At 65.9% G+C, this 22,440-nt stretch carries 22 protein-coding genes and 1 tRNA gene; 13 read left to right on the forward strand and 10 right to left on the reverse strand.

Annotated features, from left to right (window positions below; all coding sequences use genetic code 11):
* Positions 1–64: 64 nt before the first annotated feature.
* Complete coding sequence (locus ASF81_RS02890) at positions 65–316, reverse strand: DUF2164 domain-containing protein (protein ID WP_055804513.1); 252 nt, start codon at positions 314–316, stop codon at positions 65–67.
* Positions 313–2,235 (reverse strand): ABC-F family ATP-binding cassette domain-containing protein, encoded by a 1,923-nt coding sequence (locus ASF81_RS02895; RefSeq protein ID WP_055804517.1) that lies wholly within the window; start codon positions 2,233–2,235, stop codon positions 313–315. Before ASF81_RS02895 ends, ASF81_RS02890 begins: the two co-directional genes overlap by 4 nt.
* A 151-nt stretch (positions 2,236–2,386) precedes the next feature.
* Between ASF81_RS02895 and ndk the strand changes: the two genes are divergently transcribed.
* Together ndk and ASF81_RS02905 are read left to right on the forward strand one after the other, a co-directional pair.
* Entirely contained in the window at positions 2,387–2,806 is a 420-nt protein-coding gene (ndk, locus tag ASF81_RS02900; protein WP_017504672.1) for a nucleoside-diphosphate kinase, read from the forward strand.
* 163 nt (positions 2,807–2,969) lie between these two features.
* Positions 2,970–3,170, forward strand: a complete 201-nt coding sequence (locus ASF81_RS02905; protein WP_017504673.1) for a YMGG-like glycine zipper-containing protein — start codon at positions 2,970–2,972, stop codon at positions 3,168–3,170.
* An 89-nt stretch (positions 3,171–3,259) separates the two neighbouring features.
* Here the strand turns inward: ASF81_RS02905 and ASF81_RS02910 are convergent, their stop codons facing one another.
* Both ASF81_RS02910 and purN read right to left on the reverse strand, forming a co-directional pair.
* Positions 3,260–5,344, reverse strand: a complete 2,085-nt coding sequence (locus tag ASF81_RS02910; protein ID WP_055804520.1) for a M13 family metallopeptidase — start codon at positions 5,342–5,344, stop codon at positions 3,260–3,262.
* A gap of 87 nt (positions 5,345–5,431) precedes the next feature.
* A complete protein-coding gene (gene purN / locus ASF81_RS02915; protein ID WP_055805385.1) occupies positions 5,432–6,034 on the reverse strand; it encodes a phosphoribosylglycinamide formyltransferase in 603 nt (200 codons plus the stop codon).
* A gap of 142 nt (positions 6,035–6,176) precedes the next feature.
* Here purN and ASF81_RS02920 point away from each other — a divergent pair, with 142 nt between their 5' ends.
* Positions 6,177–7,787, forward strand: coding sequence for a S10 family peptidase (locus ASF81_RS02920; RefSeq protein ID WP_055804524.1), 1,611 nt, complete (start codon positions 6,177–6,179; stop codon positions 7,785–7,787).
* Between the two features lie 23 nt (positions 7,788–7,810).
* On the opposite strand, the gene purM is transcribed toward ASF81_RS02920, so the two are convergent.
* The gene (purM, locus tag ASF81_RS02925; protein ID WP_055804528.1) at positions 7,811–8,848 is read right to left on the reverse strand and encodes a phosphoribosylformylglycinamidine cyclo-ligase; all 1,038 of its coding nucleotides are present in this window, start codon (positions 8,846–8,848) and stop codon (positions 7,811–7,813) included.
* Between the two features lie 79 nt (positions 8,849–8,927).
* On the opposite strand from purM, the gene rnd reads away from it, so the two are divergent.
* Positions 8,928–10,076: a ribonuclease D gene (gene rnd / locus ASF81_RS02930; protein ID WP_055804531.1), complete on the forward strand. Its 1,149-nt coding sequence runs from the start codon at positions 8,928–8,930 to the stop codon at positions 10,074–10,076.
* Between the two features lie 162 nt (positions 10,077–10,238).
* Here the strand turns inward: rnd and ASF81_RS02935 are convergent, their stop codons facing one another.
* The 4 genes from ASF81_RS02935 to ASF81_RS02950 form a co-directional block, all read right to left on the reverse strand.
* Positions 10,239–11,726, reverse strand: coding sequence for a Ppx/GppA phosphatase family protein (locus ASF81_RS02935; RefSeq protein ID WP_055804534.1), 1,488 nt, complete (start codon positions 11,724–11,726; stop codon positions 10,239–10,241).
* Positions 11,726–13,942 carry an RNA degradosome polyphosphate kinase gene (locus tag ASF81_RS02940; RefSeq protein WP_055804537.1) on the reverse strand — a complete coding sequence of 739 codons (2,217 nt, stop codon included), beginning with the start codon at positions 13,940–13,942 and terminating at the stop codon, positions 11,726–11,728. Before ASF81_RS02940 ends, ASF81_RS02935 begins: the two co-directional genes overlap by 1 nt.
* Positions 13,943–14,003: 61 nt before the next feature.
* Positions 14,004–14,684, reverse strand: a complete 681-nt coding sequence (locus ASF81_RS02945; RefSeq protein WP_055804541.1) for a DnaA/Hda family protein — start codon at positions 14,682–14,684, stop codon at positions 14,004–14,006.
* An 86-nt stretch (positions 14,685–14,770) separates the two neighbouring features.
* Positions 14,771–15,094 (reverse strand): YciI family protein, encoded by a 324-nt coding sequence (locus tag ASF81_RS02950; protein WP_235559195.1) that lies wholly within the window; start codon positions 15,092–15,094, stop codon positions 14,771–14,773.
* Positions 15,095–15,223: 129 nt separating this feature from the next.
* Between ASF81_RS02950 and aspS the strand changes: the two genes are divergently transcribed.
* The 8 genes from aspS to rplA all read left to right on the forward strand — a co-directional run bounded on the left by aspS (position 15,224) and on the right by rplA (position 21,266).
* Positions 15,224–17,056 carry an aspartate--tRNA ligase gene (aspS, locus tag ASF81_RS02955; protein WP_055804544.1) on the forward strand — a complete coding sequence of 611 codons (1,833 nt, stop codon included), beginning with the start codon at positions 15,224–15,226 and terminating at the stop codon, positions 17,054–17,056.
* A 146-nt stretch (positions 17,057–17,202) separates the two neighbouring features.
* Positions 17,203–17,337 (forward strand): hypothetical protein, encoded by a 135-nt coding sequence (locus ASF81_RS15525; RefSeq protein ID WP_255353849.1) that lies wholly within the window; start codon positions 17,203–17,205, stop codon positions 17,335–17,337.
* A gap of 95 nt (positions 17,338–17,432) precedes the next feature.
* A complete protein-coding gene (locus ASF81_RS02960; RefSeq protein WP_200932850.1) occupies positions 17,433–18,767 on the forward strand; it encodes a hemolysin family protein in 1,335 nt (444 codons plus the stop codon).
* Positions 18,768–18,863: 96 nt separating this feature from the next.
* Positions 18,864–18,939: transfer RNA gene (locus ASF81_RS02965), tRNA-Trp, on the forward strand.
* Between the two features lie 70 nt (positions 18,940–19,009).
* A complete protein-coding gene (secE, locus tag ASF81_RS02970) occupies positions 19,010–19,324 on the forward strand; it encodes a preprotein translocase subunit SecE (RefSeq protein WP_017506693.1) in 315 nt (104 codons plus the stop codon).
* 13 nt (positions 19,325–19,337) lie between these two features.
* On the forward strand, positions 19,338–19,913 hold the full coding sequence (nusG, locus tag ASF81_RS02975) for a transcription termination/antitermination protein NusG (protein ID WP_017506694.1): 576 nt from the start codon (positions 19,338–19,340) through the stop codon (positions 19,911–19,913).
* A 228-nt stretch (positions 19,914–20,141) separates the two neighbouring features.
* Complete coding sequence (gene rplK, locus ASF81_RS02980) at positions 20,142–20,573, forward strand: 50S ribosomal protein L11 (RefSeq protein ID WP_008259841.1); 432 nt, start codon at positions 20,142–20,144, stop codon at positions 20,571–20,573.
* A 3-nt stretch (positions 20,574–20,576) separates the two neighbouring features.
* Entirely contained in the window at positions 20,577–21,266 is a 690-nt protein-coding gene (rplA, locus tag ASF81_RS02985) for a 50S ribosomal protein L1 (RefSeq protein WP_055804552.1), read from the forward strand.
* Between the two features lie 64 nt (positions 21,267–21,330).
* On the opposite strand, the gene ASF81_RS02990 is transcribed toward rplA, so the two are convergent.
* On the reverse strand, positions 21,331–21,939 hold the full coding sequence (locus ASF81_RS02990; protein ID WP_055804557.1) for an NAD(P)-dependent oxidoreductase: 609 nt from the start codon (positions 21,937–21,939) through the stop codon (positions 21,331–21,333).
* A gap of 53 nt (positions 21,940–21,992) precedes the next feature.
* On the opposite strand from ASF81_RS02990, the gene ASF81_RS02995 reads away from it, so the two are divergent.
* Entirely contained in the window at positions 21,993–22,409 is a 417-nt protein-coding gene (locus ASF81_RS02995) for a helix-turn-helix domain-containing protein (RefSeq protein ID WP_055804560.1), read from the forward strand.
* The last annotated feature ends 31 nt before the right edge of the window (positions 22,410–22,440 follow it).

The following is a 22,440-nucleotide window of genomic DNA, read 5'->3' on the forward strand; positions in this document are numbered from 1 at the left end:
CCGCCCGGCGTGAATGCGCCGGGCGGTTTTCGTTTGCGCCGACCTGTTCAGCGATGCGGGCCGGTCAGCGCGTGGGGGCCGCGCGTTCGAGGCCATACAGCGCCTCGACGATGTCCTCGGCCTTCTGCTGGACCAGTTGCTGGGCGTCGTGGACGCCGCGATTGTAAAAGGCGCCGCCGATCTCCTTGCCGATGAAGTCCAGCAGCATCTCGGCCGGAAGCTGGCCGAGTTCGTGATCCAGTTCGCGGGCGAAGTAGTCGCGCAGTTTGGCGGTGATCGCCACGCGTTCTTCCTTGGAGAATTCGATCGGTTTCATGCGACTTCGGCGAGGGCTTCTTCGGCGGCGACCCAGGCGGCTTCGGCGGCGGCGAGATCCGCCTCGGTCTTGGCGCGGGCGCGGGTCAGACCTTCCAAGGCCTTGGGATTGCTGACCGAGGCGGTGGCCATGTCGTCGTCGATACGGGCGATCTCGGCCGTCAGGCGGGTCATGGTCTCCTCCGCCTTCTTGACCGCGTGACGCAGGGTCGAGGGCGAAGGGCCAGATCGCTTCTTGTTGCCCCTATCGTTCGCGCCCCCGCCTTTTGAAGAATTGGCGCTCTCTGCTTGAGGGGCGCCTGAGTTCGCCTTGGCCTCTTCCTTCTTGATCTGGCTGGGCTTGGCGATGGCCTGTTTCGCGCGGTCCAGGACGAACTTGGCGTAGTCGTCCATGTCGCCGTCAAAGGGTTTCACCGTGCCGTCGGCGGCCAGCCACAGGCGATCCGCCACCATCTCCATCAGCGAACGGTCGTGGGTGATCAGGATGACGGCGCCGTTGTAGTCGTTCAGCGCATCCAGCAGGGCGCGACGACTGTCGATGTCCAGGTGGTTGGTCGGTTCGTCGAGGATCAGGACGTGGGGCGCATCCATCGCCACCATGTTCAGCAGCAGACGCGCACGTTCGCCGCCCGACAGGCTGTCGACCGTGGTCTCCTGCTTCTCATAGCCCAGGCCGAACTGGGCCAGTTTGGAGCGGCGGGCGCTTTCGGGCGCGTCGGGCATGGCGCGGCGGATGATCTCCAGCGGCGTGTCGGTCGGATCCATCGCCTCGATCTGGTGCTGGTGGAACCAGCCGACGCGCATCTTCCTGTCGCGGTGAAGTTCGCCCTCGGACACGTCCAGAGCGCCGGCGATCATCTTGGCGAAGGTGGACTTGCCGGCGCCGTTGACGCCCAGCAGGCCGATGCGGTCGTCCAGGTCCATACGAAGGTTCAGGTTGCGCAGGATCGGCTTGCCCGGCTCATAGCCGACATTGGCCCGCTCCAGCCGGATCAGCGGCGGCGCCAGCGGGCGCGGCGGCGAGGGCAGGGTGAAGGGGGCGACTCGCTCCTCGATCGTGGTGGCGACCGGCTGCATCTTCTCCAGCCGCTTCATGCGCGACTGGGCCTGGGCGGCCTTGGACGCCTTGGCCTTGAAGCGATCGACGAAGGCCTGAAGGTGGGCGCGCTCGGCGTCCTGCTTGGCCTTGGCCGACAGTTGCAGCCGGGCCTTTTCGGCGCGAGCCTTTTCGAAGGCGTCGTAGTTGCCGGTGTAGAGGGTCAGGGTGTGGTTCGCGAGGTGCAGGATGTGGGTACAGACCTCGTTCAGCATCTCGCGGTCGTGGGAGATGATAAGGGCGGTGTGCGGGTATTTCTTCAGCCGCGCCTCCAGCCACAGGGCGCCTTCCAGGTCGAGGTAGTTGGTCGGTTCGTCCAGCAGCAGCATGTCGGGCTCGGCGAACAGGGCGGCGGCCAGGGCGACGCGCATCCGCCAGCCGCCCGAGAACTCCGACATCGGCCGGGCCTGGTTTTCCTGATCGAAGCCCAGGCCGACCAGGATTTCGGCGGCGCGCGCAGGCGCGGCGTCGGCGTCGATCTCGATCAGGCGCGACCAGATCTCGCCCATCTCTTCCGGTTCCGCAGTCTCGAGCCGGCCCAGCAGGGTGTGGCGCTCGACGTCGGCCTCAAGGATCGTGTCGATGACGCTGACGGGGGTCGCCGGATGCTCCTGATCGACCGAGCCGATACGGGCGGTCTTGGGCAGGCTGATCTCGTCGCCGGCGGCGTGAAGCTCGCCCAGGATCAGCTTGAACAGGGTCGACTTGCCGATGCCGTTGCGGCCGACCAGACCGACCTTGGAGCCGGGCGGCAGGCTGACGGAGGCGTCCACGAGAAACTTGCGGCCCCAGGCGTTGAAGGTCAGGTCGGTGATCTGAAGCATTGCGGCGAAGGTTCTTCGGTTGGTCGGCGTCCCTCAATCGGCAGGTCGCCATGCGGCGGGCGTCAGGGATGCAAAAAGGGACGGTTGGAAACGCGGGAGGTGGTCGCTATAAGCCCGCGACACTCAATCTCCCAACAAGAAGTCAATTCCCATGACCGAACGTACCTTCTCGATCATCAAGCCCGACGCCACGCGCCGCAACCTGACCGGCGCGATCAACGCCGTGATCGAAGGCGCCGGCCTGCGCATCGTGGCCCAGCGCCGCGTCAAGCTGACGACCGAGCAAGCCAAGAAATTTTACGAAGTGCACGCCGAGCGCCCGTTCTACGGCGAGCTGGTCGAGCAGATGACGGCCGAGCCGGTCGTCGTTCAGGTGCTGGAAGGCGACAACGCCGTCGCCGCCTATCGTGAAGTCATGGGCGCCACCAACCCGGAACAGGCCGCCGAAGGCACCATCCGCAAGCAGTTCGCCCTGTCGATCGGTGAAAACTCGGTCCACGGTTCGGACAGCCAGGACAACGCCAAGATCGAGATCGCGCAGTTCTTCACCGACGACCAGATCGTCGGCTAAGCGCTCAAGTCGCGAGGGACCGCGTCCCGAGCGTAGCGCCGAAACAAAGCGATGCGAGAGCGAACCCTCTCGCATAGCGTGACTATATAGGCCCGCGCCCGGAACCGGACGCGGGCCTTGTCGTTTGGTGGTCATTATCTCGTTCGTCTCCCGGAGAAGACCCATGAAGACCATGATCAAACTGGCCCCCGTCATCGGCGTCGTGGCCCTGCTGGCCGCCTGCGGCCAAACGATGGAACAACGCGCCGCCACCGGCGCCCTGGGCGGCGCCGTCGCCGGTCAGGTCATCGGCGGCAACACGGGTTCGACCGTGGCCGGCGCCGCCATCGGCGCCGTCGCCGGCGCGGCGACCAAGCCCCGCTAAATCAGGCTCAGTCTGGGGCGAAAGCCCGGATGACAAAAAGGCCCGGAGCGTTCGCTCCGGGCCTTTTCTACGTTCGACGTCCGGCGCCCTTACCAGATGCGGGCGCGGGCCTCGGGCGCAATATATTCCTTCTGGTCCGGCGAGACGCCGAAGGCCGCATACCAGGCGTCGATATTGCGCGGCGAGGTCGCGGCGCGCACCGGGCCGGGCGAGTGCGGGTCGGTGGTCAACTGCTCCTTCAGCGCCGCCTCGCGCGACTTCTCGCGCCAGACCTGCGCCCAGCCCAGGAAGACGCGCTGATCGCCCGTAAGCCCGTCGATGACCGGCGCCGGCTGGCCGTCCAGAGACTTGTGATAGGCGTCCAGGGCCAGCAGCAGGCCGCCCAGGTCGGCGATGTTCTCGCCCATCGTCAGGTCGCCGTTGACGTGCACGCCGGGGATCGGCTCCAGCTTGTCGTAGATGTCGCCCAGCACCTTGGCGCGCGCCTCGAAGCGGGCGGCGTCTTCCGGCGTCCACCAGTCGCGCAGCACGCCGTCGCCGTCGGACTTGCGGCCCTGATCGTCGAAGCCGTGGGTGATTTCGTGGCCGATGACCGCGCCGATGCCGCCGTAGTTGACGGCCGGGTCCGCGTTCGGATCGAAGAAGGGCGCCTGCAGGATGGCGGCCGGGAAGACAATCTCGTTGCGCGGCGGGTTGTAGTAGGCGTTCACCGTCTGGGGCGTCATGCCCCATTCCAGCGGATCGACCGGCTTGCCGATCTTGCCGCGCTTGTACGCCCATTCGAAGGCCGATGAGCGTTCGACGTTGCCGTACAGGTCGTCGGCCTTCAGCTCCAGGCCGTCATACGAGCGCCATTTGTCGGGATAGCCGATCTTCACCCCGAACTTGGACATCTTGTACAGGGCCTGCTCGCGCGTGGGCTCGCTCATCCAGTCCAGGGTCTTCAGCCGCTCCGTCATGGCGTCGCGGATGTTGCCGACCAGGGCTTCCATCTGGGCCTTGGACGAGGCGGGGAAGTGCAGGCGGACATATTCCTGGGCCAGGACCTCGCCCAGCTGGCCGTCGACCAGGGCCACGCCCCGATTCCAGCGGGGACGGTTTTCGGGCTGACCGCGTAGGGTCTTACCGCGGAAGTCGAAGCGGGCGTCGACGAAGGCCTTGGACAGATAGGGGCTGGCCTGATCGACGACGTTGAACGCCTGCCAGGCCTTCAGGGTCTCGATTGGGGTGTCGGCGAACACCTGGGCGATGGCGGGGATGGCGGTGTTTTCCATCAGCACCAAGGTGTCGACATCCGACACCTGGGCGCCGGCCAGGAAGCCGGCCCAGTCGAAGCCGGGAGCCAGGGTCGCCAGGTCCGAGGCCTTGGCCGGGTTGTACAGCTTGTCGATCTGGCGACGCTCGACGGTCGTCCACTGCTTGTCGGCGACCTTGGTTTCGAAGGCGAGGATGTCGGCGGCGGTCTTGGCCGGATCGGCCCAGCCGATGGCGGTCAGGGTGGTTGTCAGATAGGCCAGATAGGCCTCGCGCTGGGCGGCGAAGTCGGGCTTCAGATAGTAGTCGCGGTCCGGCAGGCCCAGCGACCCCTGACCCAGATAGGCCGAGTTCAGATTGGGGTTCTTCAGATCCTCGAACACGTCGATGCCGAACAGGGAGCCGCCGAAGCCCGAATGGCTTTCGCCCATCAGGCGCGCCATGCCGGCGTGGTCGGTCACCGCCTTCACGGCGGCGAGGTCGGCGGCCAGCGGCGTTGCGCCCAGCTGTTCGATCTTCGCCTCGTCCATGAAGCTGGCGTATAGGGCGCCGACCTTGCGGGCGTTCTCGTTGGCGGGATTGGCGGCGCTGGTTTCGATGATCGATTTCAGCTGGGACTGGGCGTTCTCATACAGGACGTCGAACGGGCCGAAGCGCGACTTGTCGGCCGGAATCTCGGTCGTGCGCAGATAGGTTCCGTTGGCGTATTCGTTGAAGTCGTCGCCGGGCTTAACCGAGGTGTTGCGACCGGCCAGATCGAAGCCCCAGGCGCCGAAGGGGCTGTGGGCCGCGCCGGCCATGCCGTGCGAATGCTGGGCCGAAGCGTTCTGGGCCGAAGCGTCCTGGGCCGAGGCCGCGCCGCCGGTGAGAGCGACGACGATACAGGCCGAGCAGGCGGCCATCAGACGAATGCGAGTCATGGATAGAGAGGGTCCCGATTGAGGTCGGGCGCACCATTGCGCCGGTGCGGCGGTCTGTCGCATGACGTTTTTGTAATCTTCGCGCCGCTAAGGGCGGGGCAGCTCTCGGCAAAAGTCAGACAGCACCTGCGGGTAAAGCTGATGCTCCGCCGTCTTGACCCGTTCGGCCAGAGCCTCGGCCGTGTCGCCCTCGACGATCGGCACGCGCGCCTGGCCCAGGATGGGGCCTTCATCGACGCCTTCGGTCACCAGATGGACCGTGCAGCCGGCCTCGGCGTCGCCGGCGGTGATGGCGCGGGCGTGGGTGTCCAGACCCGGATAGAGGGGCAGCAGGCTGGGGTGGATGTTCAGCATCCGCTCGCGCCAGCCGCCGACGAGCCAAGGCGTCAGAACACGCATATAGCCGGCCAGAGCCACAACCTCGGCGCCAGCGTCGCGAAGGACGGCGTCCACCGCCCGCTCATGCGCCTCGCGATCCTTGCCGAACGGTTTGTGCGCCACGGTCGCCGTCGCCACGCCCTTGGCCGCCGCAATCGCCAGACCGCCCGCGCCTTCGATATTCGACAGCACGAGCACGACCTCATAGCCTCTGTCCGGCGCCTGACCGGCGTCGATCAGAGCCGCCATGTTGGAGCCCGCCCCCGAGATCAGGACGGCGACGCGGACGGGCGGGGCGGCTTGGGGTGACATGGCGCCTCGCATGACGGGGCGGGCGACCATTGGCAAGTTTCAAACGCGATCCGCCCTTGTTGTCGGCAGGATTCGGGCGTTAGCGTGTAACGCCAACCGCATGGCGAGGGGTCGTGGGTCGGTGCGTACAGGGGACTATCGCATGAAGAGACTGATCTGCCTCGCGGCCATCGCCGCGATGCTGGGCGCGCCCGTGGCGGCGCTGGCCCAGGAAAGCGGGACTAACAGCAGCAGCAACAATGGCGGGGGCGCCGCGATGCGATCCGCAACCGACCGGTTCCGCAACGCCAACGCCGAGGCGATCGAAAAGGACTGGGCGCGCGCACCGGTCGAGGAGACCGAAGTCACGACGGCCCATTCGGTCAACGCCCACGGCAAGACTCTGCGCTACAAGGCGACGGCGGGCACCCTGACGATCCGCGATGACGCGGGGATGCCGACCGCCAGCCTGTTCTACACCGCCTATACGCTGGACGGTCAGCCGGTCGGGACGCGGCCGGTGACCTATCTCTACAACGGCGGACCAGGCTCGCCGACCGTATGGCTGCATATGGGCTCGTTTGGGCCGATGCGGGTCCAGACCGATGAGCCGACCGTGGTGCGGCCGGCGCCCTTCGCCTTCGGCCCGAACGACCAGACTCTGCTTGATCAGACGGACCTGGTTTTCATCGACATGGTTGGCGCGGGCTTCTCGCGTCCGTTGGGCGAGACGCCGGGCTCGACCTTCTGGGGCGTGGATGGAGACGCCGACGCCTTCGCCCGCGCCATCATGCGCTACACGACCAAGTTCAGCCGTTGGTCCAGCCCGAAATACATCATCGGCGAATCCTACGGCACGCTGCGCACCGGTGCGGTGGCGTTCCAGCTTGAAGATCGCGGGATGTCGCTGAACGGCGTGGTGCTGCTGTCGTCGATCATGAACTATGGCGTGCGTCAGCCAGGCTATCCGCAAAACTTCGTCACCCTGTTGCCGACCTATGCGGCGACGGCCTGGTATCATCGCAAGCTGGCGAACCCGGCCGCGACGGTCGAAGAACAGGTCCAGCGCGCGCGTGACTTCGCGTTGGGGCCTTACGCCTCGGCCCTGGCCAAGGGGCACATGATCTCTGACGCCGAGCGCGCGGACATCGTGCGCCAGATGAGCGACCTGACCGGCCTGTCGACCACCTTCATCGACAACGCGAATATGCGCGTGGATCTCGGCGCCTTCCGCAAGGAGTTGCTGCGCGACCGGCGCCAGACGATCGGGCGGCTGGACACCCGCTACATGGGTCTGGATGAAGATGCGGCGGGCGGCGAGCCAGAGGATGATCCGTCCAGCTCGGCCGTGACGGGGGCCTATTTCGGCATCTTCCGCGACTACGTGGCCAATGAACTGAACTACAAGACCGACGTCGAATACCGAATGTCGGCGCGGGGCCTGCCGGGCTTCAACTGGAACTGGAGCCACCGTCCGCCGGTGGGAGGGCCGCAAACCACGCCGAATACGGCCATCGATCTAGCCACGGCGATGCGACGAAATCCGTATCTGAAGGTGATGTCGCTGAACGGCTATTATGACGCCGCCACGCCCTTCTTCTCGACCGAGTTCGATCTGGCGCAAATGATGCTGGAGCCCAGCCTGCGGCCGAACCTGGAGTTCACCTACTATGAGGGCGGGCACATGATGTACCTCAGTCACGACGCTCTGGTGAAGCTGCACGCCGACCTGTCGCGCTTCTACGCCGAGACGGCGAACGGCGGGGTCCGGTAAGCCCCGCGGGACCTGGGAGCGGCTTAGGCCGCTTCCAGTTGTCCGCACACGAAGGCGACTTCGCCGGCGTTTAGCAGGGCCGCCAGCACCGGCTCAGCGTTCTCGGGCGAGACGATCAGGATGAAACCGACGCCGCAGTTGAAGGTGCGGCGCATCTCATGGTCGCTGATGCCGCCGGTTTCGGCCAGCCACTGGAAGACGGCGGGCATGGGCCAGGCGTTCCAGTCGAAGCGGGCGTGCAGACCCTCGGCGATGCAGCGGGGCGGGTTTTCGATCAGGCCGCCGCCGGTGATGTGGGCCGCGCCCTTGACCAGGCCCGCCTTCATGATCGGCAGCACCGGCTTCACATAGATGCGGGTGGGCTCCATCAGGGCCTGGGCCAGCGAGCGGTCCTTGGCGAAGGGGGCGTCGTCGCCCCAGGCCAGGCCGGACTTCTCGACCACCTTGCGCACCAGAGAATAGCCGTTGGAATGAGGGCCGGTGGAGGCCAGGCCGATGATGACGTCGCCGGCCGCCTGGCGATCCAGATAGGGCAGGGCGTGGCCGCGCTCGACGGCGCCGAGACTGAACCCGGCCAGATCGTAGTCGCCCTCGGTGTACATGCCCGGCATTTCGGCCGTCTCGCCCCCGACCAGAGCGCAGCCGGCCTGGCGACAGCCCTCGGCGATGCCGGCGACGACGCGGCGGGCGGCGTCGATCTCGAGCCGGCCGGTCGCGTAATAGTCGAGGAACAGCAGAGGTTCGGCGCCCTGGGCCAACAGGTCGTTGACGCACATGGCGACCAGGTCGACGCCGACGCCGTCATGACGGCCGGTCTCGATCGCGATCTTCAGCTTGGTGCCGACGCCGTCGGTCGTGGTGACGATCAGCGGGTCTTGGAAGCCGGCGGCTTTCAGGTCGAACAGGGCGCCGAATCCGCCTAGCGAGGGCTCCGATCCGGGGCGCGCCGTCGATTTCGCCAGCGGCTTGATATGTTCGACCAGCATTTCGCCCGCGTCGATGTCCACGCCCGCATCGGCGTAGGTCAGACCGTTTTCGAGAGGCTTTTGGGTGTCGCTCATGGGATCTCGGGCCTGAATCGGGGCGGAAATGCAGCGCGGCTCTTGCCACAGGTAGGATGCGCGGGGCTATAGCATCGGAATGACGCCGATCACCACCACCGAGGCGCTGGCCGATTTCTGCGCCCGCGTAGCCAACGCTCCTTTCATCACGGTCGACACCGAGTTCATGCGGGAAACGACCTATTGGCCGAAGCTCTGCCTGATTCAGGCGGCCTCGGCCGATCACGCCGCCATCATCGACCCGATGGCCGAGGGGCTGGATCTGGAGCCGTTCCTAGCGCTGTTGCGCGACGAGAAGATCGTGAAGGTCTTCCACGCCTGTCGCCAGGACGTGGAAATCTTCGTGCGCCTGGGGACCATGCCCAAGCCGATGTTCGACACCCAGGTCGCCGCCATGGCGGCGGGCTTCGGCGAGCAAGTGGCCTATGATTCGCTGGTGCGGCAGATGCTGCGCATCGAGGTGGACAAGGGCAGCCGCTTCACCGACTGGGCGCGCCGGCCGTTGTCGGAGAACCAACTGGTCTATGCGCTGGGCGATGTGACCCACCTTGCGGCGCTTTACCCCAAGCTGCGCGATCGGCTGCAAAAGGAAGGCCGACTAGAGTGGGTGATGTCGGAGATGGAGAGCCTGACCGATCCGGCCCTCTACGACACCAATCCCGAAAACGCCTGGAAGCGGCTGAAGCCCAAGAAGTTCTCGGCCAAATATCTGGCGGCGTTCAAGGCCGTCGCCGTCTGGCGCGAGCGGGCGGCGCAGGAGCGCGACCAGCCGCGCGGCCGCATCCTGAAGGACGAGGGCATCGACGAGATCGCCCAGCAGACTCCGACGGATGTCGAGGCTTTCAATCGCCTGCGCTCGGTGCCCAAGGGTTTCGGTGGCTCACGGCTGGGTCTGGAACTGGCTGAGGAGCTGAAGCGGGTTCTGGCCGATCCCGAGTCGCATGCGCCCGAGATGGAGCGCCCCGCCCACCGCCAGCCGGCCCCGCCGTCGGTGGTGGAATTGTTGAAGGTTCTGCTTAAGGCCAAGAGCGACAACGCCGGCGTGGCCTCCAAGCTGATCGCCACCGTGTCGGACCTGGAAAAGATCGCCATCAGTGACGACGCCGACATCGACGCCATGAAGGGCTGGCGCCGCCAGATCTTCGGCGAGGATGCGCTGAAGCTGAAGCGCGGCGAGATCGCCCTGGTGCTGAACGGCGCGCGGGTGGAAGTCGTCGAGATCGAGTAGGGGCGAGCGTCTCCTCCCCATGCAATGGGGAGGGGGACCGCGAAGCGGTAGAGGGGCTCTTGAAGTCCCGCGGGCGCCTATGATGCGTTGGAGAACCCCTCCGTCCCGGCGCGGAGGGCGCGCCACCTCCCCATAAGATGGGGAGGAGACGGGCTGATCGCCTTATATCTTCAGCCCCAGGTCCATCGCCTCGGCGAGCGCCTTGGCGCGCTTCTTGGTCTGTTCGCCCAGGAGGACGTCAGCGTAGCCTTCGGTCGCGGTCAGGCGCAGGTCGCCGCTTTTGACCTTGGCGGTGGCGTTGGCCATCAGCTGGGGCGAGCGCCCGGACAGATCGCAGGCAAGACGGATCGCCAGGCCGAGGGCGCGGGCGCGTTTGGCGGCGGCGGCGTCGAGCAGGCGATCGATGACCTCGGGCTGCGGCGTGGCGGGGGCGCCGCCGTAGCGGGCGTTCATCGCGGTGGCCAGAAAGGCGCGTTCCGTGTGGCTGATGCCCGCGACGGGCGCCCGCAGCACCTGGTCGAAGACAAGCTCCAGCCTGTGATCCGGGTGCAGCCGCGCGCCCAGGTCCGCCAGACGGCAGGCGGCGCTGACCAGTACAGCGTCGCGTTTCTCGCCGAACACCTCGGGCAGGGCGGCGACGATTTCTGAAATCCAGCCGTTGAGCGCGCCGGGCAGGGCGGGAGCCACGCCCTGACGACCGCCCAGGGCGGTGCAGCCGGCCAGCAGCGGATCGGCAGTCCGCGTCGCCTCGTCCAGCGTCTCGAACAGCAGGCCTTCGCGCACGCCCCAGGCCGACATCTCGATCTGTTTGAGACCCAGATGTTTGATCAACGCCTCAAGCACCAGGCCGGCGTAGGGCAAGGTTTCGGCGCGCTTCTTCGATACGCCGGGCAGTTTGGCCAAGCTGGCCGCCGACTGCTGCGCCACCAGACGCGCGGTCTCCAGCGCCTCATCGGCCGACATCTGATACTGATGCACGACTTTCAGCGGATAGGATTTCAAACCCATATGGACCTGGGCCAAGGTGCGCCAGGCACCGCCCACGGCGTAGAGGCGCTCGCTCTTGAACTGGGCTGCGACCGGTTTCAGGGCCTGATCGATACGGGCCTTGATGCGCTCGGCGTCGAAGGCCTTGCCGTCAGCCAGAGCAAACGGACCCAGCGGCAGGGTCAGACCGTTCTCGACGCCATCTCCGTTCAGCCGGGTCAGCTCCAGACTGGCGCCGCCCATGTCGGCCGAGACGCCGTGAGCCAGGGGGGCGCCGGCCAATACGCCCATGGCCGCATATTTGGCCTCTTCCTCACCCGACAGGACGCGGATCTGGAGGCCGGTCTCGGCGGCGACCCGTTCACAGAACTCCGGCCCGTCCAGGGCTTCGCGCACGGCGGCGGTGGCGGCGATCAGGGTCGCGTCAGGCCGCACGCCTTCCAGCACGGCGGCGAAACGGCGCAGCGCCGTCATCGCCATGACCACGCCCTCGTGCGACAGTTTGCGGGTCGTCGGCAGGTCGCGGCCCAGGCCGGCCAGAACCTTCTCATTATAGACGGTCCAGATCGCGCGGCCTTCCAACCGGTACAGGACCAGTCGAACCGAGTTTGAACCGATGTCGATCGCGGCGATGTCGCGGTCGGTAAGCGTGATGTCGGGCATCAGCGGCCTGGACGCTCGTAGCGCAGGACGGCGGGCAGGCTCTTGGCCTTACGGCCGCGCCCGGACAGGCTGGGATTGGTCATGAAGTATTTGTGGGCCGAGAAGGGCCGCTCAGGATCGGCGGGGGTGACGCGTGTATAGCGCCCTTCGGCGTCCAGCACCCAGCTTTGTGCATCGTCCTTCAGATTGGCGACCATGATCTGGTCCAGCACCTGATCGTGGACGGTGGCGTTGCGGATCGGCGTCATCAACTCGACCCGGCGATCCAGGTTTCGCGTCATCCAGTCGGCCGAAGAAATGAAGACCTTGGCCTTGTCATGCGGCAGGTCCTTGCCATTGGCGAAACAGACGATGCGGCTGTGTTCCAGGAAGCGGCCGACGATCGACTTGACCCGGATATTCTCCGACAGACCCGGCACGCCGGGACGCAGGCAGCAGATGCCGCGCACCACCAGATCGATCCGCACGCCCCACTGGCTGGCCCGGTAAAGGGCGTCGATGATTTCGACATCAACCAGGGCGTTCAGCTTGACCCAGATGGCGGCGGGTTTGCCCATGGCGGCGGCCGACATCTCCTTACCGATCAGTTCGATCAGCGTAGCCTTCATGTTCAGCGGCGAGACGACCAAGGCTTCGAGGTGGTCCGGCGTCGCATAGCCGGTGATGTAGTTGAACACCCGCGTCGCATCGCGCCCCAGGACGGGGTCGCAGGAGAACAGCGACAAGTCGGTGTAAACCTTGGCCGTTACGGGGTGATAGTTGCCGGTGCCGAAGTGGCAGTAGGTGCGCAAGCCCTCTCCCTCGCGCCGGACCACGACACTGACCTTGGCGTGGGTCTTATATTCGACGAAGCCGAAGACGACGTGGACGCCGGCCCGCTCCATCGCTCGCGCCCAGCGCAGATTGGCCTCTTCGTCGAAGCGGGCCTTCAGTTCGACCAGGGCGGTGACGTTCTTGCCGTTCTCGGCCGCCTCGATCAGGGCGGCGACGATGGGGCTGTCTTTCGAGGTGCGATACAGCGTCTGTTTGATTGCGATGACGTTGGGGTCGCGCGCCGCCTGACGCAGAAACTGAACCACCACGTCAAAGCTCTCGAACGGGTGGTGGATCAGCAGATCCTTTTCGCGAATGGCCGCGAAGACGTCGCCGCCATTGTCGCGTACGCGTTCGGGATAGCGCGGCTCATACCCCTTGAACTTCAGGTCCGGATGGCCGCCGGGGATCAGGTCCGACAGCTGGGCCAGACCCAGCATGCCGTCGACCAGAACCACGTCCTGGGGCGCGGCCTCCAGCTCGCCGACGATGAAATCGCGCAGATCGACAGGCATGGACGCCTCGATCTTGACGCGCACCACCGAGCCCAGGCGACGCTGCTTCAGCGCCTCCTCGAACTCCAGCACCAGATCTTCGGCCTCTTCCTCGATCTCGATGTCCGAGTCGCGGATCAGGCGCAGCACGCCCTTTTCCTGAACCTCGCAGCCGGGGAACAGGTGGTCGATGAACAGCAGCAGCACGTTTTCAAGCGTGATGAACCGCTTGTGCCCCGGCGTGGAACGGCCGTCGGTCGGAAGTTCCCAGAACCGACGCACCTGGGTCGGCACCGGCACCAGGGCGTAGAAGGTCTTGGTCTCGCCCTTGCGCTTCAGCTTCAGCGCTAGGGAGAAGCCCAGGTTGGGCAGGAAGGGGAAGGGGTGGGCCGGGTCGATGGCGAGCGGCGTCAGGACGGCGAAGAGCTGGTTCAGGAACTCGGGTTCCAAACGCTCGCGCTCGGTCTTGGTGATCTTCTGGCGATCGACGATCTCGATGCCGGCGACCGTCAGCTCCTTCTTCAGCTGGCGCCAGCGCAGCTGCTGTTCGGCCATCAGCTCGCCGGCGGCGATGTTGATGCGCTCCAGCTGTTCGGCGGGCGTCAGGCCGTCGGCGGACAAGACGCGCAGACGTTCTCGCAACTGGCCCTTCAGACCGGCGACGCGGGTCATGAAGAACTCGTCCAGATTATTGGCCGAGATGGACAGGAATCGCAGCCGCTCCAGCAGCGGGTGGTTGGGGTTGGCCGCTTCTTCCAGCACGCGTTCGTTGAACGCCAGCCACGAGGTTTCGCGATTGAAGAACCGGCTGGGCGAGGCCATCAGCTCTTCGCTCAGCGCCAGTTGGGGGGCGCGAGAGGCGGGAACCTCTTCGCCTCGGGTGTCGTCATGGATCGCGGCGTCGGTCATGAACCGGTTCTCGCGCGCGTGTGTGACGGCCGCAAGCTGGCGCCGAGGAAAATGTCGCGGATCAGTCGGCGGCGGCGTCCATGGCGTCCAGCACCTGACGCGCCAGAACGCGCGTGACCGGGCGGTGGAGGGCGTCCAGACGTTCGACCACCGCAGCGGCGGTCTCGGCCGAGCGGTCCAGGCGGCGGACCAGATAGTCGATCACGTCGTCGGATGGGGTGATGCTGCGTTCGGCGAAGCGGGCGCGCAGGATGGCCGACAGGACCGCGTCGTCGGGCGCGGCGATGGCGACGGCGCGCACGGCGTCCAGCCGCGAACGCAGGTCGGGCAGATCGACCGACCACTGACGCGGGGCCGAGCGGGACACCAGCAGAAGGGCGCCCCCGCCGGAGTTGGCCAGGTTGATCAGATGAAACAGGCTTTCGTCGTCGGCGTCGGCGGCGCGGTCCAGCAGGACCGGCCGGCCTTCCAGCTCCAGCGGGTCGATGAAGGCGGCCTCGGCGCCGTTCAGCGGCACGGCGCCGATCCGTTCGGCCCAGTCGGCGGCGAGGCGGCTCTTGCCCGATCCCGGGGGGCCGTGCAGCGCCAGCACCGCGCCCACGCCGTCGGGCCAGCGGGCCAGAACGCGCACGGCCTCGGCATTGCTGTCTGACGTCACGAAGGCCTCGCCCGCAACCGGCCGCTCCAGCGGCAGACGCAGCTGGTCGGTCGTCGTCGGGGGCAGGGCGCTCAGCGCGGACATGCGCCTGTCATAGCAGAGGCCGGCGTTAACCGCGTCAGGTCCGCTCTGTTGGTTGCGGGGAGCGAACCGCGCCCCTGTGGATGAAATCAGGCGAATTCGGCCAGGGCGGGGTTCAGTTTGCCGGCCTTGAACTCGGTCACCGTGTAATCGGCCAGGCCGTGAACCTGGAATGGATCGTCCTTCAGCAGGGTCTCCAGCTCTTGCTTGGTCCCGCCGCTGCGCACCAACAGAATGCCGCCGGTGCGCGGGACCATCGGCCCGGCGGCGATGATCAGGCCGCTGGCGACATGCTGATCCAGCCACGCGCGATGCTCGACCGTCCGCGCCTCGATAGCTTCGATGGGCTGGGTGTAGGTGATGGTGACGATGAACATGGCGGCCTCGGGCGGGATGGAAGCGTCAGATATCATGCGCGGCGGCAGGCTTTGCAACGGCTGAAACCTTGACTTTCCGGGGCGATGATGCGCCCTACGCCGCTTCGATTTCGGGCGCCGACGGCGTCGGATTCCACCGCCCAGAGACTCCAGACGGTTCGTTTCATGCACGCCTATCGCTCTCACACCTGCGGCGCCCTGCGCGCCTCTGACGCTGGTTCCGCTGTTCGCCTGTCGGGCTGGGTTCACCGCAAGCGCGACCACGGCGGTCTGCTGTTCATCGACCTGCGCGACCACTACGGCCTGACGCAGCTGGTTCTGCACCCCGAGACGCCGGGCTTCGCCGCCGTGGAGCGTCTGCGCGCCGAGAGCGTGATCAAGGTCGATGGCGAGGTGGTCGCCCGCGACGCCTCCGTGGTGAACCCCAACCTGCCGACCGGCGAGGTCGAGGTGCGCGTCCAGGGCGTCGAGGTGCTGTCCGAAGCCGCCGAACTGCCGATGCCGGTCTTTGGGGATCAGGAATATCCCGAGGATATCCGCCTGGCCAACCGCTTCCTGGATCTGCGCCGCGAGCGACTGCACAAGAACATCGTGCTGCGCTCCAAGGTGATTTCCTCGATCCGCCGCCGCATGGTCGATCAGGGCTTCCTGGAGTATCAGACGCCGATCCTGACGGCCTCGTCGCCGGAAGGCGCGCGCGACTTCCTAGTGCCGTCGCGACTGCATCCGGGCAAGTTCTATGCGCTGCCCCAGGCGCCGCAGCAGTTCAAACAGCTGCTCATGGTCTCGGGCTTTGATCGCTATTTCCAGATCGCGCCGTGCTTCCGTGACGAAGACCTGCGCGCCGATCGTTCGCTGGAGTTCTATCAGCTCGACGTCGAGATGAGCTTCGTGACGCAGGAAGACGTCTTCGCCGCCATCGAGCCGCTGATGCACGGCGTGTTCGAGGAGTTCGGCGAGGGCAAGCCGGTCTCGGCCATCGACGGCGTCCATACCTTCACCAACGACTTCGGCGAGACGTTCGAACACAAGGGTTTCGAGCGCCTGACCTACGCCCAGTCGATGGCCTGGTACGGTTCGGACAAGCCGGACCTGCGCAACCCGATCAAGATGCAGGTGGTGTCTGATCACTTCCGCGACGGCGGCTTCGGCCTCTTCGCCAAAATCCTGGGCGCGGACGACAAGAACGCCGTCTGGGCCATTCCGGCCCCCATGGGCGGTTCGCGCGCCTTCTGCGACCGCATGAACAGCTGGGCGCAGGGCGAGGGCCAACCGGGCCTGGGCTATATCTTCTGGTCCGAAGACCAGGGCGCTTGGGGCGGCCCGATCGCCAAGAACCTGGGTCAGGAACCGACCGAGGTCCTGATGTCGTCGCTGGGTCTGGGGCAGGGCGACGCCGCCTTCTTCGTCGCCGGCCTGCCTGCGACCTTCGCCAAGTTCGCCGGCCTGGCCCGCACCCGCGTGGGCACCGAGCTGAAGCTGGTGGACGAAGACCAGTTCAAATTCTGCTGGATCGTCGACTTCCCCATGTTCGAATGGTCGGAAGAAGAGAAGAAGGTCGACTTCAGCCACAACCCCTTTTCCATGCCGCAGGGCGGGCTGGAGGCTCTGGAGACCCAGGACCCGCTGACCATCCGCGCCTATCAGTACGACATCGTCTGCAACGGCTATGAGCTGTGCTCGGGCGCGATCCGGAACCACAAGGCCGAGATCATGCTGAAGGCCTTCGAGATCGCCGGCTATGACGCCTCGGTGGTCGAGGAGCAGTTCGGCGGCATGCTGAACGCCTTCCGCTTTGGCGCGCCGCCGCACGGCGGTCTGGCCCCCGGCATCGACCGCATCGTCATGCTGCTGGCCGGCGAGACGGCCATCCGCGAGGTCATCGCCTTCCCGCTGAACCAGCAGGGCGAGGATCTGCTGATGAACGCCCCGACCGAGGCCGAGGAGCGCCAACTGAAGGACGTCCACATCCGCACGGCCCTTCCGATCAAGGTGTGATCGGCGAGATCTGATCCAGGACGAAAAAAGGGGGGATGCTTAGCGGCGTCCCCCTTTTTTGTGCTCGCGCCCAAGGCGAGCACGATTGCCTGCAACCGCTGACCGGGATTTACGTTCGGATCGGACGTTAATCTTTCGGTAACCAAATGCGACGCGCCATTCGACTGGGTATCTTCATCGGCACCGTGCTGGGCATGAGCGCCTGCGCGACCCAGTATAACGCCAATGGCCGGCCGGTTTCGGGCGCTTACGGCTCGGTCGAAGCCGGGCGGACGGGCTGAGCGCAAAGGAAAACGTGGCGCTGGTCGCGATCCTGCCCTAATGTAGCGCTGCGGACGCCGTCTGTCGCGCCGCGTCGGTCCCCAAAACCCCCTAGATGTTACTCATCGCTATTGCTGTCGTTCTGCTCCTGGTGGTGCTCAACGGCTTGTTCGCCATGACTGAATTGGCGGTCGTCTCCTCGCGGAAATCCAAGCTGCAGGCGAGGGCGGAACGGGGCGACCGGGGGGCCCGGGCGGCGCTGAAACTGTCGGAAGAACCGACTCAGTTCCTGTCCGCGGTTCAGGTGGGCATCACTCTGATCGGCATTCTGGCGGGCGCCTATGGTCAGGCGACCATCGCGGGCGAACTGGATCGCATTCTGGAAGTCGCTTTCCCGGCGCTGGCTCAATACACCGAATTCTTCGCCACGGCCCTGGTGGTCGTGTGCATCACCTATGTCTCGCTGATCATCGGCGAACTGGTGCCAAAGCGTCTGGCGCTGATCTTCCCCGAGACGGTGGCGTCCAAGATGGCCAAGCCCATCTCGACGTTGGCGATCGTGCTGAAGCCCTTCGTCCTGCTGCTGACCGCCTCGACCTCGGGAATTCTGAAGCTGCTGGGCGTCAAGGATCGCGACGGATCGGACGTGACCCAGGAAGAGGTGGCTACGATTCTGGCCGAGGGCACCTCCGCCGGCCTGATCGAACCGGAAGAGCAGGAGATGATCGAGGAGATCATGCGCCTGGGCGACCGTCCGGTGCGGGTGGCCATGACGCCGCGCCACGAGGTGTTCTGGATCGCCTTGGACGACCCCGAGGAGGTTGTGCGCGAGGAAATCCGAACCTGCCCCTATTCGCGCATCGTCGTGGCGCGCGAGAACGACGTCGATAATCCGCTGGGGCTGGTGCACAAGAAGGACCTGCTGGACGCCCTGCTGACGACCGGCAAGATCGATGTGGAGCCGCTGGTCGCGGAGCCGGCCTTCATTCCTCAGTCGACCTCGGTGCTGAAAGCGCTGGAAATCCTGAAGGGCTCGCGGGTCCACATGGCCTTCATCGTCGACGAATACGGCGCCTTCGAAGGCGTGGTGACGGCGACCGACATTCTGGAGATGATCGCCGGCGACTTCGACGAGGGCCATGACGAAGAGCAGGCCTGGATCCATCAACGCGCGGACGGCACCTGGCTGGTGGACGGCCAAACCGACCTCGATGACCTTGCCGACACCCTGGGCGAAGACTTCGGCGAGCATGAAGGCTTCCACACTGTCGCCGGCCTGATTCTGCACCAGATCTCGCGCGTCCCGGACGAGGGCGAAGTGCTGCAGGTCGGCCGATTCGAGGTCGAGGTCGTGGATATGGACGACCGCCGCATCGACAAGCTGATCTTCAAGGAACTGGTGAAGGCACAGGACGAGCGCGACGCCATCGCCGCGCATCTGGAAGACTGATCGCAAGTGTCACATCGCCCTTGAAAAGGCGGGCGGTGTCGGGCATACGCCCCCCTCTGGCGAACGCACGGACCTTTCGGGTTTGCGCGGTTGTCTAGGAGTTTAGCTCAGCTGGTAGAGCACCGGTCTCCAAAACCGGGGGTCGTGGGTTCGAGTCCCCCAACTCCTGCCAATCCCCCCTGTCGCTTCCGGATGGGACTTCCCATCTGGGGCGACAGGAACAATTGTGTGAAGAGCAACTGATGGCCAAGGCCAAAACTCCCGGCAAGCGGCCTCAAGGCAGCGCGAAGCCCCAGATGGGCGCCAAGCCTCAGGCGGCCGGCGCCGCCGCCATCACGGTCGATTCGCCCGAGCCCAAGAAGCCCCGCACCAGCCCCGGCCAGTTCCTGAGCCAGGTGCGCGCCGAAGGCCGCAAGATCGTCTGGCCCAGCCGCAAGGAGACCTGGATCACCTCGGTGATGGTCTTCATCATGGTCATCATCGCCTCGATCTTCTTCTGGATCGTGGACACCGGCCTGGGCTACGCCTTCCGCTACATCATCGCTCTCGGATCCTGAGAAAGACGCGCCCATGACCGATGCAGCGCCCGCAAAGCCCGCCAATCCGCGCCACAAGTGGTACATCGTCAACGCCTACTCGAACTTCGAGAAGAAGGTCGCCGAGCAGCTGCGTGACCAGGCCAAGCAACAGGGCCTGGAAGACGCCTTCTCCGAAATCCTGGTTCCGACCGAGGACGTCGTCGAGATCCGTCGCGGCCGCAAGGTGAACTCGGAACGCAAGTTCTTCCCCGGCTATGTGCTGGTGAAGATGGAAATGACCGACCAGGCCTACCACTTGGTCAAGAACACGCCGAAGGTCACGGGCTTCCTGGGCGCCGCGGGCGGCACCAAGCCCCTGCCGGTCTCCGAGCGTGAAGTTCAGAACATCATCGGCGCCGTGGAAGAGGGCGTCGAGCGTCCGAAGCCCACCATCCGCTTCGACATCGGCGAGAAGGTCAAGGTGATCGACGGCCCGTTCGCCAGCTTCGACGGTTCGGTCGAGAGCGTGGACGAAGAACACGCCCGCCTGCGCGTCGCCGTGTCCATCTTCGGCCGCGCCACACCGGTCGAACTGGAATACGCCCAGGTGGAGAAGGTCGCGGGCTGAGGCTCACGCCCCTGTCGAGATTTCAAGCCGCGTCCGAAAGGGCGCGGCTTTTTCGTTTCTGCGGCGAGGGCGGGGCGGTGCGTTGCCTTTCCATCCCCCCTCTGTTACACGCGCGCCTTCGCTCGGCGGGCCTTGGTTCGTGGAGCGTCAAATCCGTGGGAGGCAGCCATGCCGCACCACGGCTCACCGGTCCCGGATCACGTCCGGGATCATTCATAGGAGAGACCAATGGCCAAGAAGATTCTCGGCTATATCAAGCTGCAAGTGCCGGCCGGTTCGGCCACGCCTTCGCCCCCGATCGGCCCGGCTCTGGGTCAGCGCGGCGTGAACATCATGGGCTTCTGCAAGGAGTTCAACGCGCGCACCGAGAAGGAAGCCAAGGGCACCCCGCTTCCGACCGTGATCACCGTCTATCAGGACAAGTCGTTCACCTTCATCACCAAGACGCCGCCAGCGACTTGGTACCTGAAGCAGGCCACGGGCCTGAAGTCGGGTTCGAAGCTGGTCGGCCGTGAAGTCGCCGGCAAGATCACGCAGGCGCAACTGCGCGAGATCGCCGAAAAGAAGATGAAGGATCTGAACGCCAACGACCTCGACGCGGCGGCCAAGATCATCGAAGGCTCCGCCCGCGCGATGGGCCTCGAAGTGGTGGAGGGCTAAACCATGGCCAAGCAAACCAAGGCCTTCAAGGCCCGCACCGGCGTGACCCAGGACCTGCTGCCGTTCTCCGACGCCATCAAGCTGGCCAAGGAAAACGCCAAGGCCAAGTTCGACGAGTCGCTGGAAATCTCGGTCAACCTGGGCGTCGATCCGCGTCACGCCGACCAACAGGTCCGTGGCGTCGTCAACCTGCCGTCGGGCACCGGCCGTGACGTTCGCGTCGCCGTCTTCGCCAAGGACGCCAAGGCTGCTGAAGCCACCGCAGCCGGCGCCGAACACGTCGGCGCCGAAGATCTGTACGAAAAGATCGCCGGCGGCTTCATGGAGTTCGACCGCGTGATCGCGTCGCCGGACATGATGGCCCTGGTCGGCCGTCTGGGTAAGGTGCTGGGCCCGCGCGGCCTGATGCCGAACCCCAAGGTCGGCACCGTGACCCCGAACGTGGCCCAGGCCGTCAAGGACGCCAAGGGCGGCGCCGTCGAGTTCCGCGTCGAGAAGGCGGGCATCGTCCACGCCGGCATCGGCAAGGTCTCGTTCAGCCAGGACGCCCTGGAAGCCAACGTGAAGGCCATCGTGGACGCCCTGGTGCGTTCCAAGCCGTCGGGCGCCAAGGGCACCTATGTGAAGCGTATCAGCCTGTCCTCGACGATGGGCCCGGGCTTCAAGGTCGACCCGGCCTCGCTGGGCGCCTAAGTCGAAAGACAAGCCACACTGAAGAACGGCGGGGAGCGATCCCCGCCGTTTTTTCTTGCCCGGATCAGTAGGCGGCGGTGAAGCGGGCGCGGCTGTGCTTGGGGTTCTCCAGTTCGTCGACCATGGCGATGGCGTAGTCGGAGAAGCCGATCTTGCTGTCGCCGTTGGCGTCCACGACCAGTTGGTCGGTCCCGGTGCGATAGCGGCCCAGGCGCGGCGTTTCCTCGATCAGGGCGGCGGGGGAGAAGAAAGTCCAGTCGATGTCCGTTTCCTGACGCAGGTCGTCCAGGAAGGTGATGCCGCCCTTGGCGATGGGCTTCCATTCGCCCGGAAACTGCGGCGTGTCGAACAGCAGGACGCCGGGCGCGACCTCCAGGCTGGCGGCGCCGCCGGTGACGAGCAGGCGCGGGACGCCGGCGGTCTTCAGCGCGCCGAGGATCGTCGCGGCGGGAACATCGAAGTGCAGGGCGCTGATGACCGCGTCCGAACCCTTGATCAGGTCGGCGAGCGCGGCGGCGTCCGAGGCGTCGCCGGCGACAGGCGTGACGCCGGTGGCGCTCGGAATCGCTTCCGGCTTGCGGGCGATGGCGGTGACCGTGTGACCGCGCGCGACCAGTTCCTTGGTGATTTCCGAGCCGGCGCGACCGCTGGCGCCGAGGACTGCGACTTTCATGGAAGGCTCCTTTGGGTATCCAATGGATACCAGGTGCGATATGGGATGCGACCATGCAAGACGGCACCTCTCAGACACCTGGTCACCTTCACGAAACCTGGCTGCGCGGCGATGTGTTCGCGGCGAACTGTCCGACGCGCCAGCTGCTGGACCGCGTCGCTGACAAGTGGAGCACCCTGATCCTGATCGTGCTTGGAGAGGGGCCGATCCGGTTCAACGCCCTGAAGCAGCGGGTCGATGGGGTGTCGCAGAAGATGCTGAGCCAGACGCTGAAATCGCTGGAGCGCGACGGGCTGGTGTCACGCTCTGTCGTGGCCACCGTGCCGGTGTCGGTGACCTATGCGGTCACGCCGCTGGGCCGAACCCTGATGGCGGCGATGCAGTCGATCATCGACTGGGCCGAGACCCGGATGCCGGAAGTCGCGGCCGCGCAAACGGCCTACGATCAGCGAGCCTCCGACGCCCACTGACTTTTTTATCGCGTGCGGCGAACGGCCACGC

This window comes from Brevundimonas sp. Leaf168 (genome assembly GCF_001423685.1).
Lineage (GTDB): Bacteria > Pseudomonadota > Alphaproteobacteria > Caulobacterales > Caulobacteraceae > Brevundimonas > Brevundimonas vesicularis_C.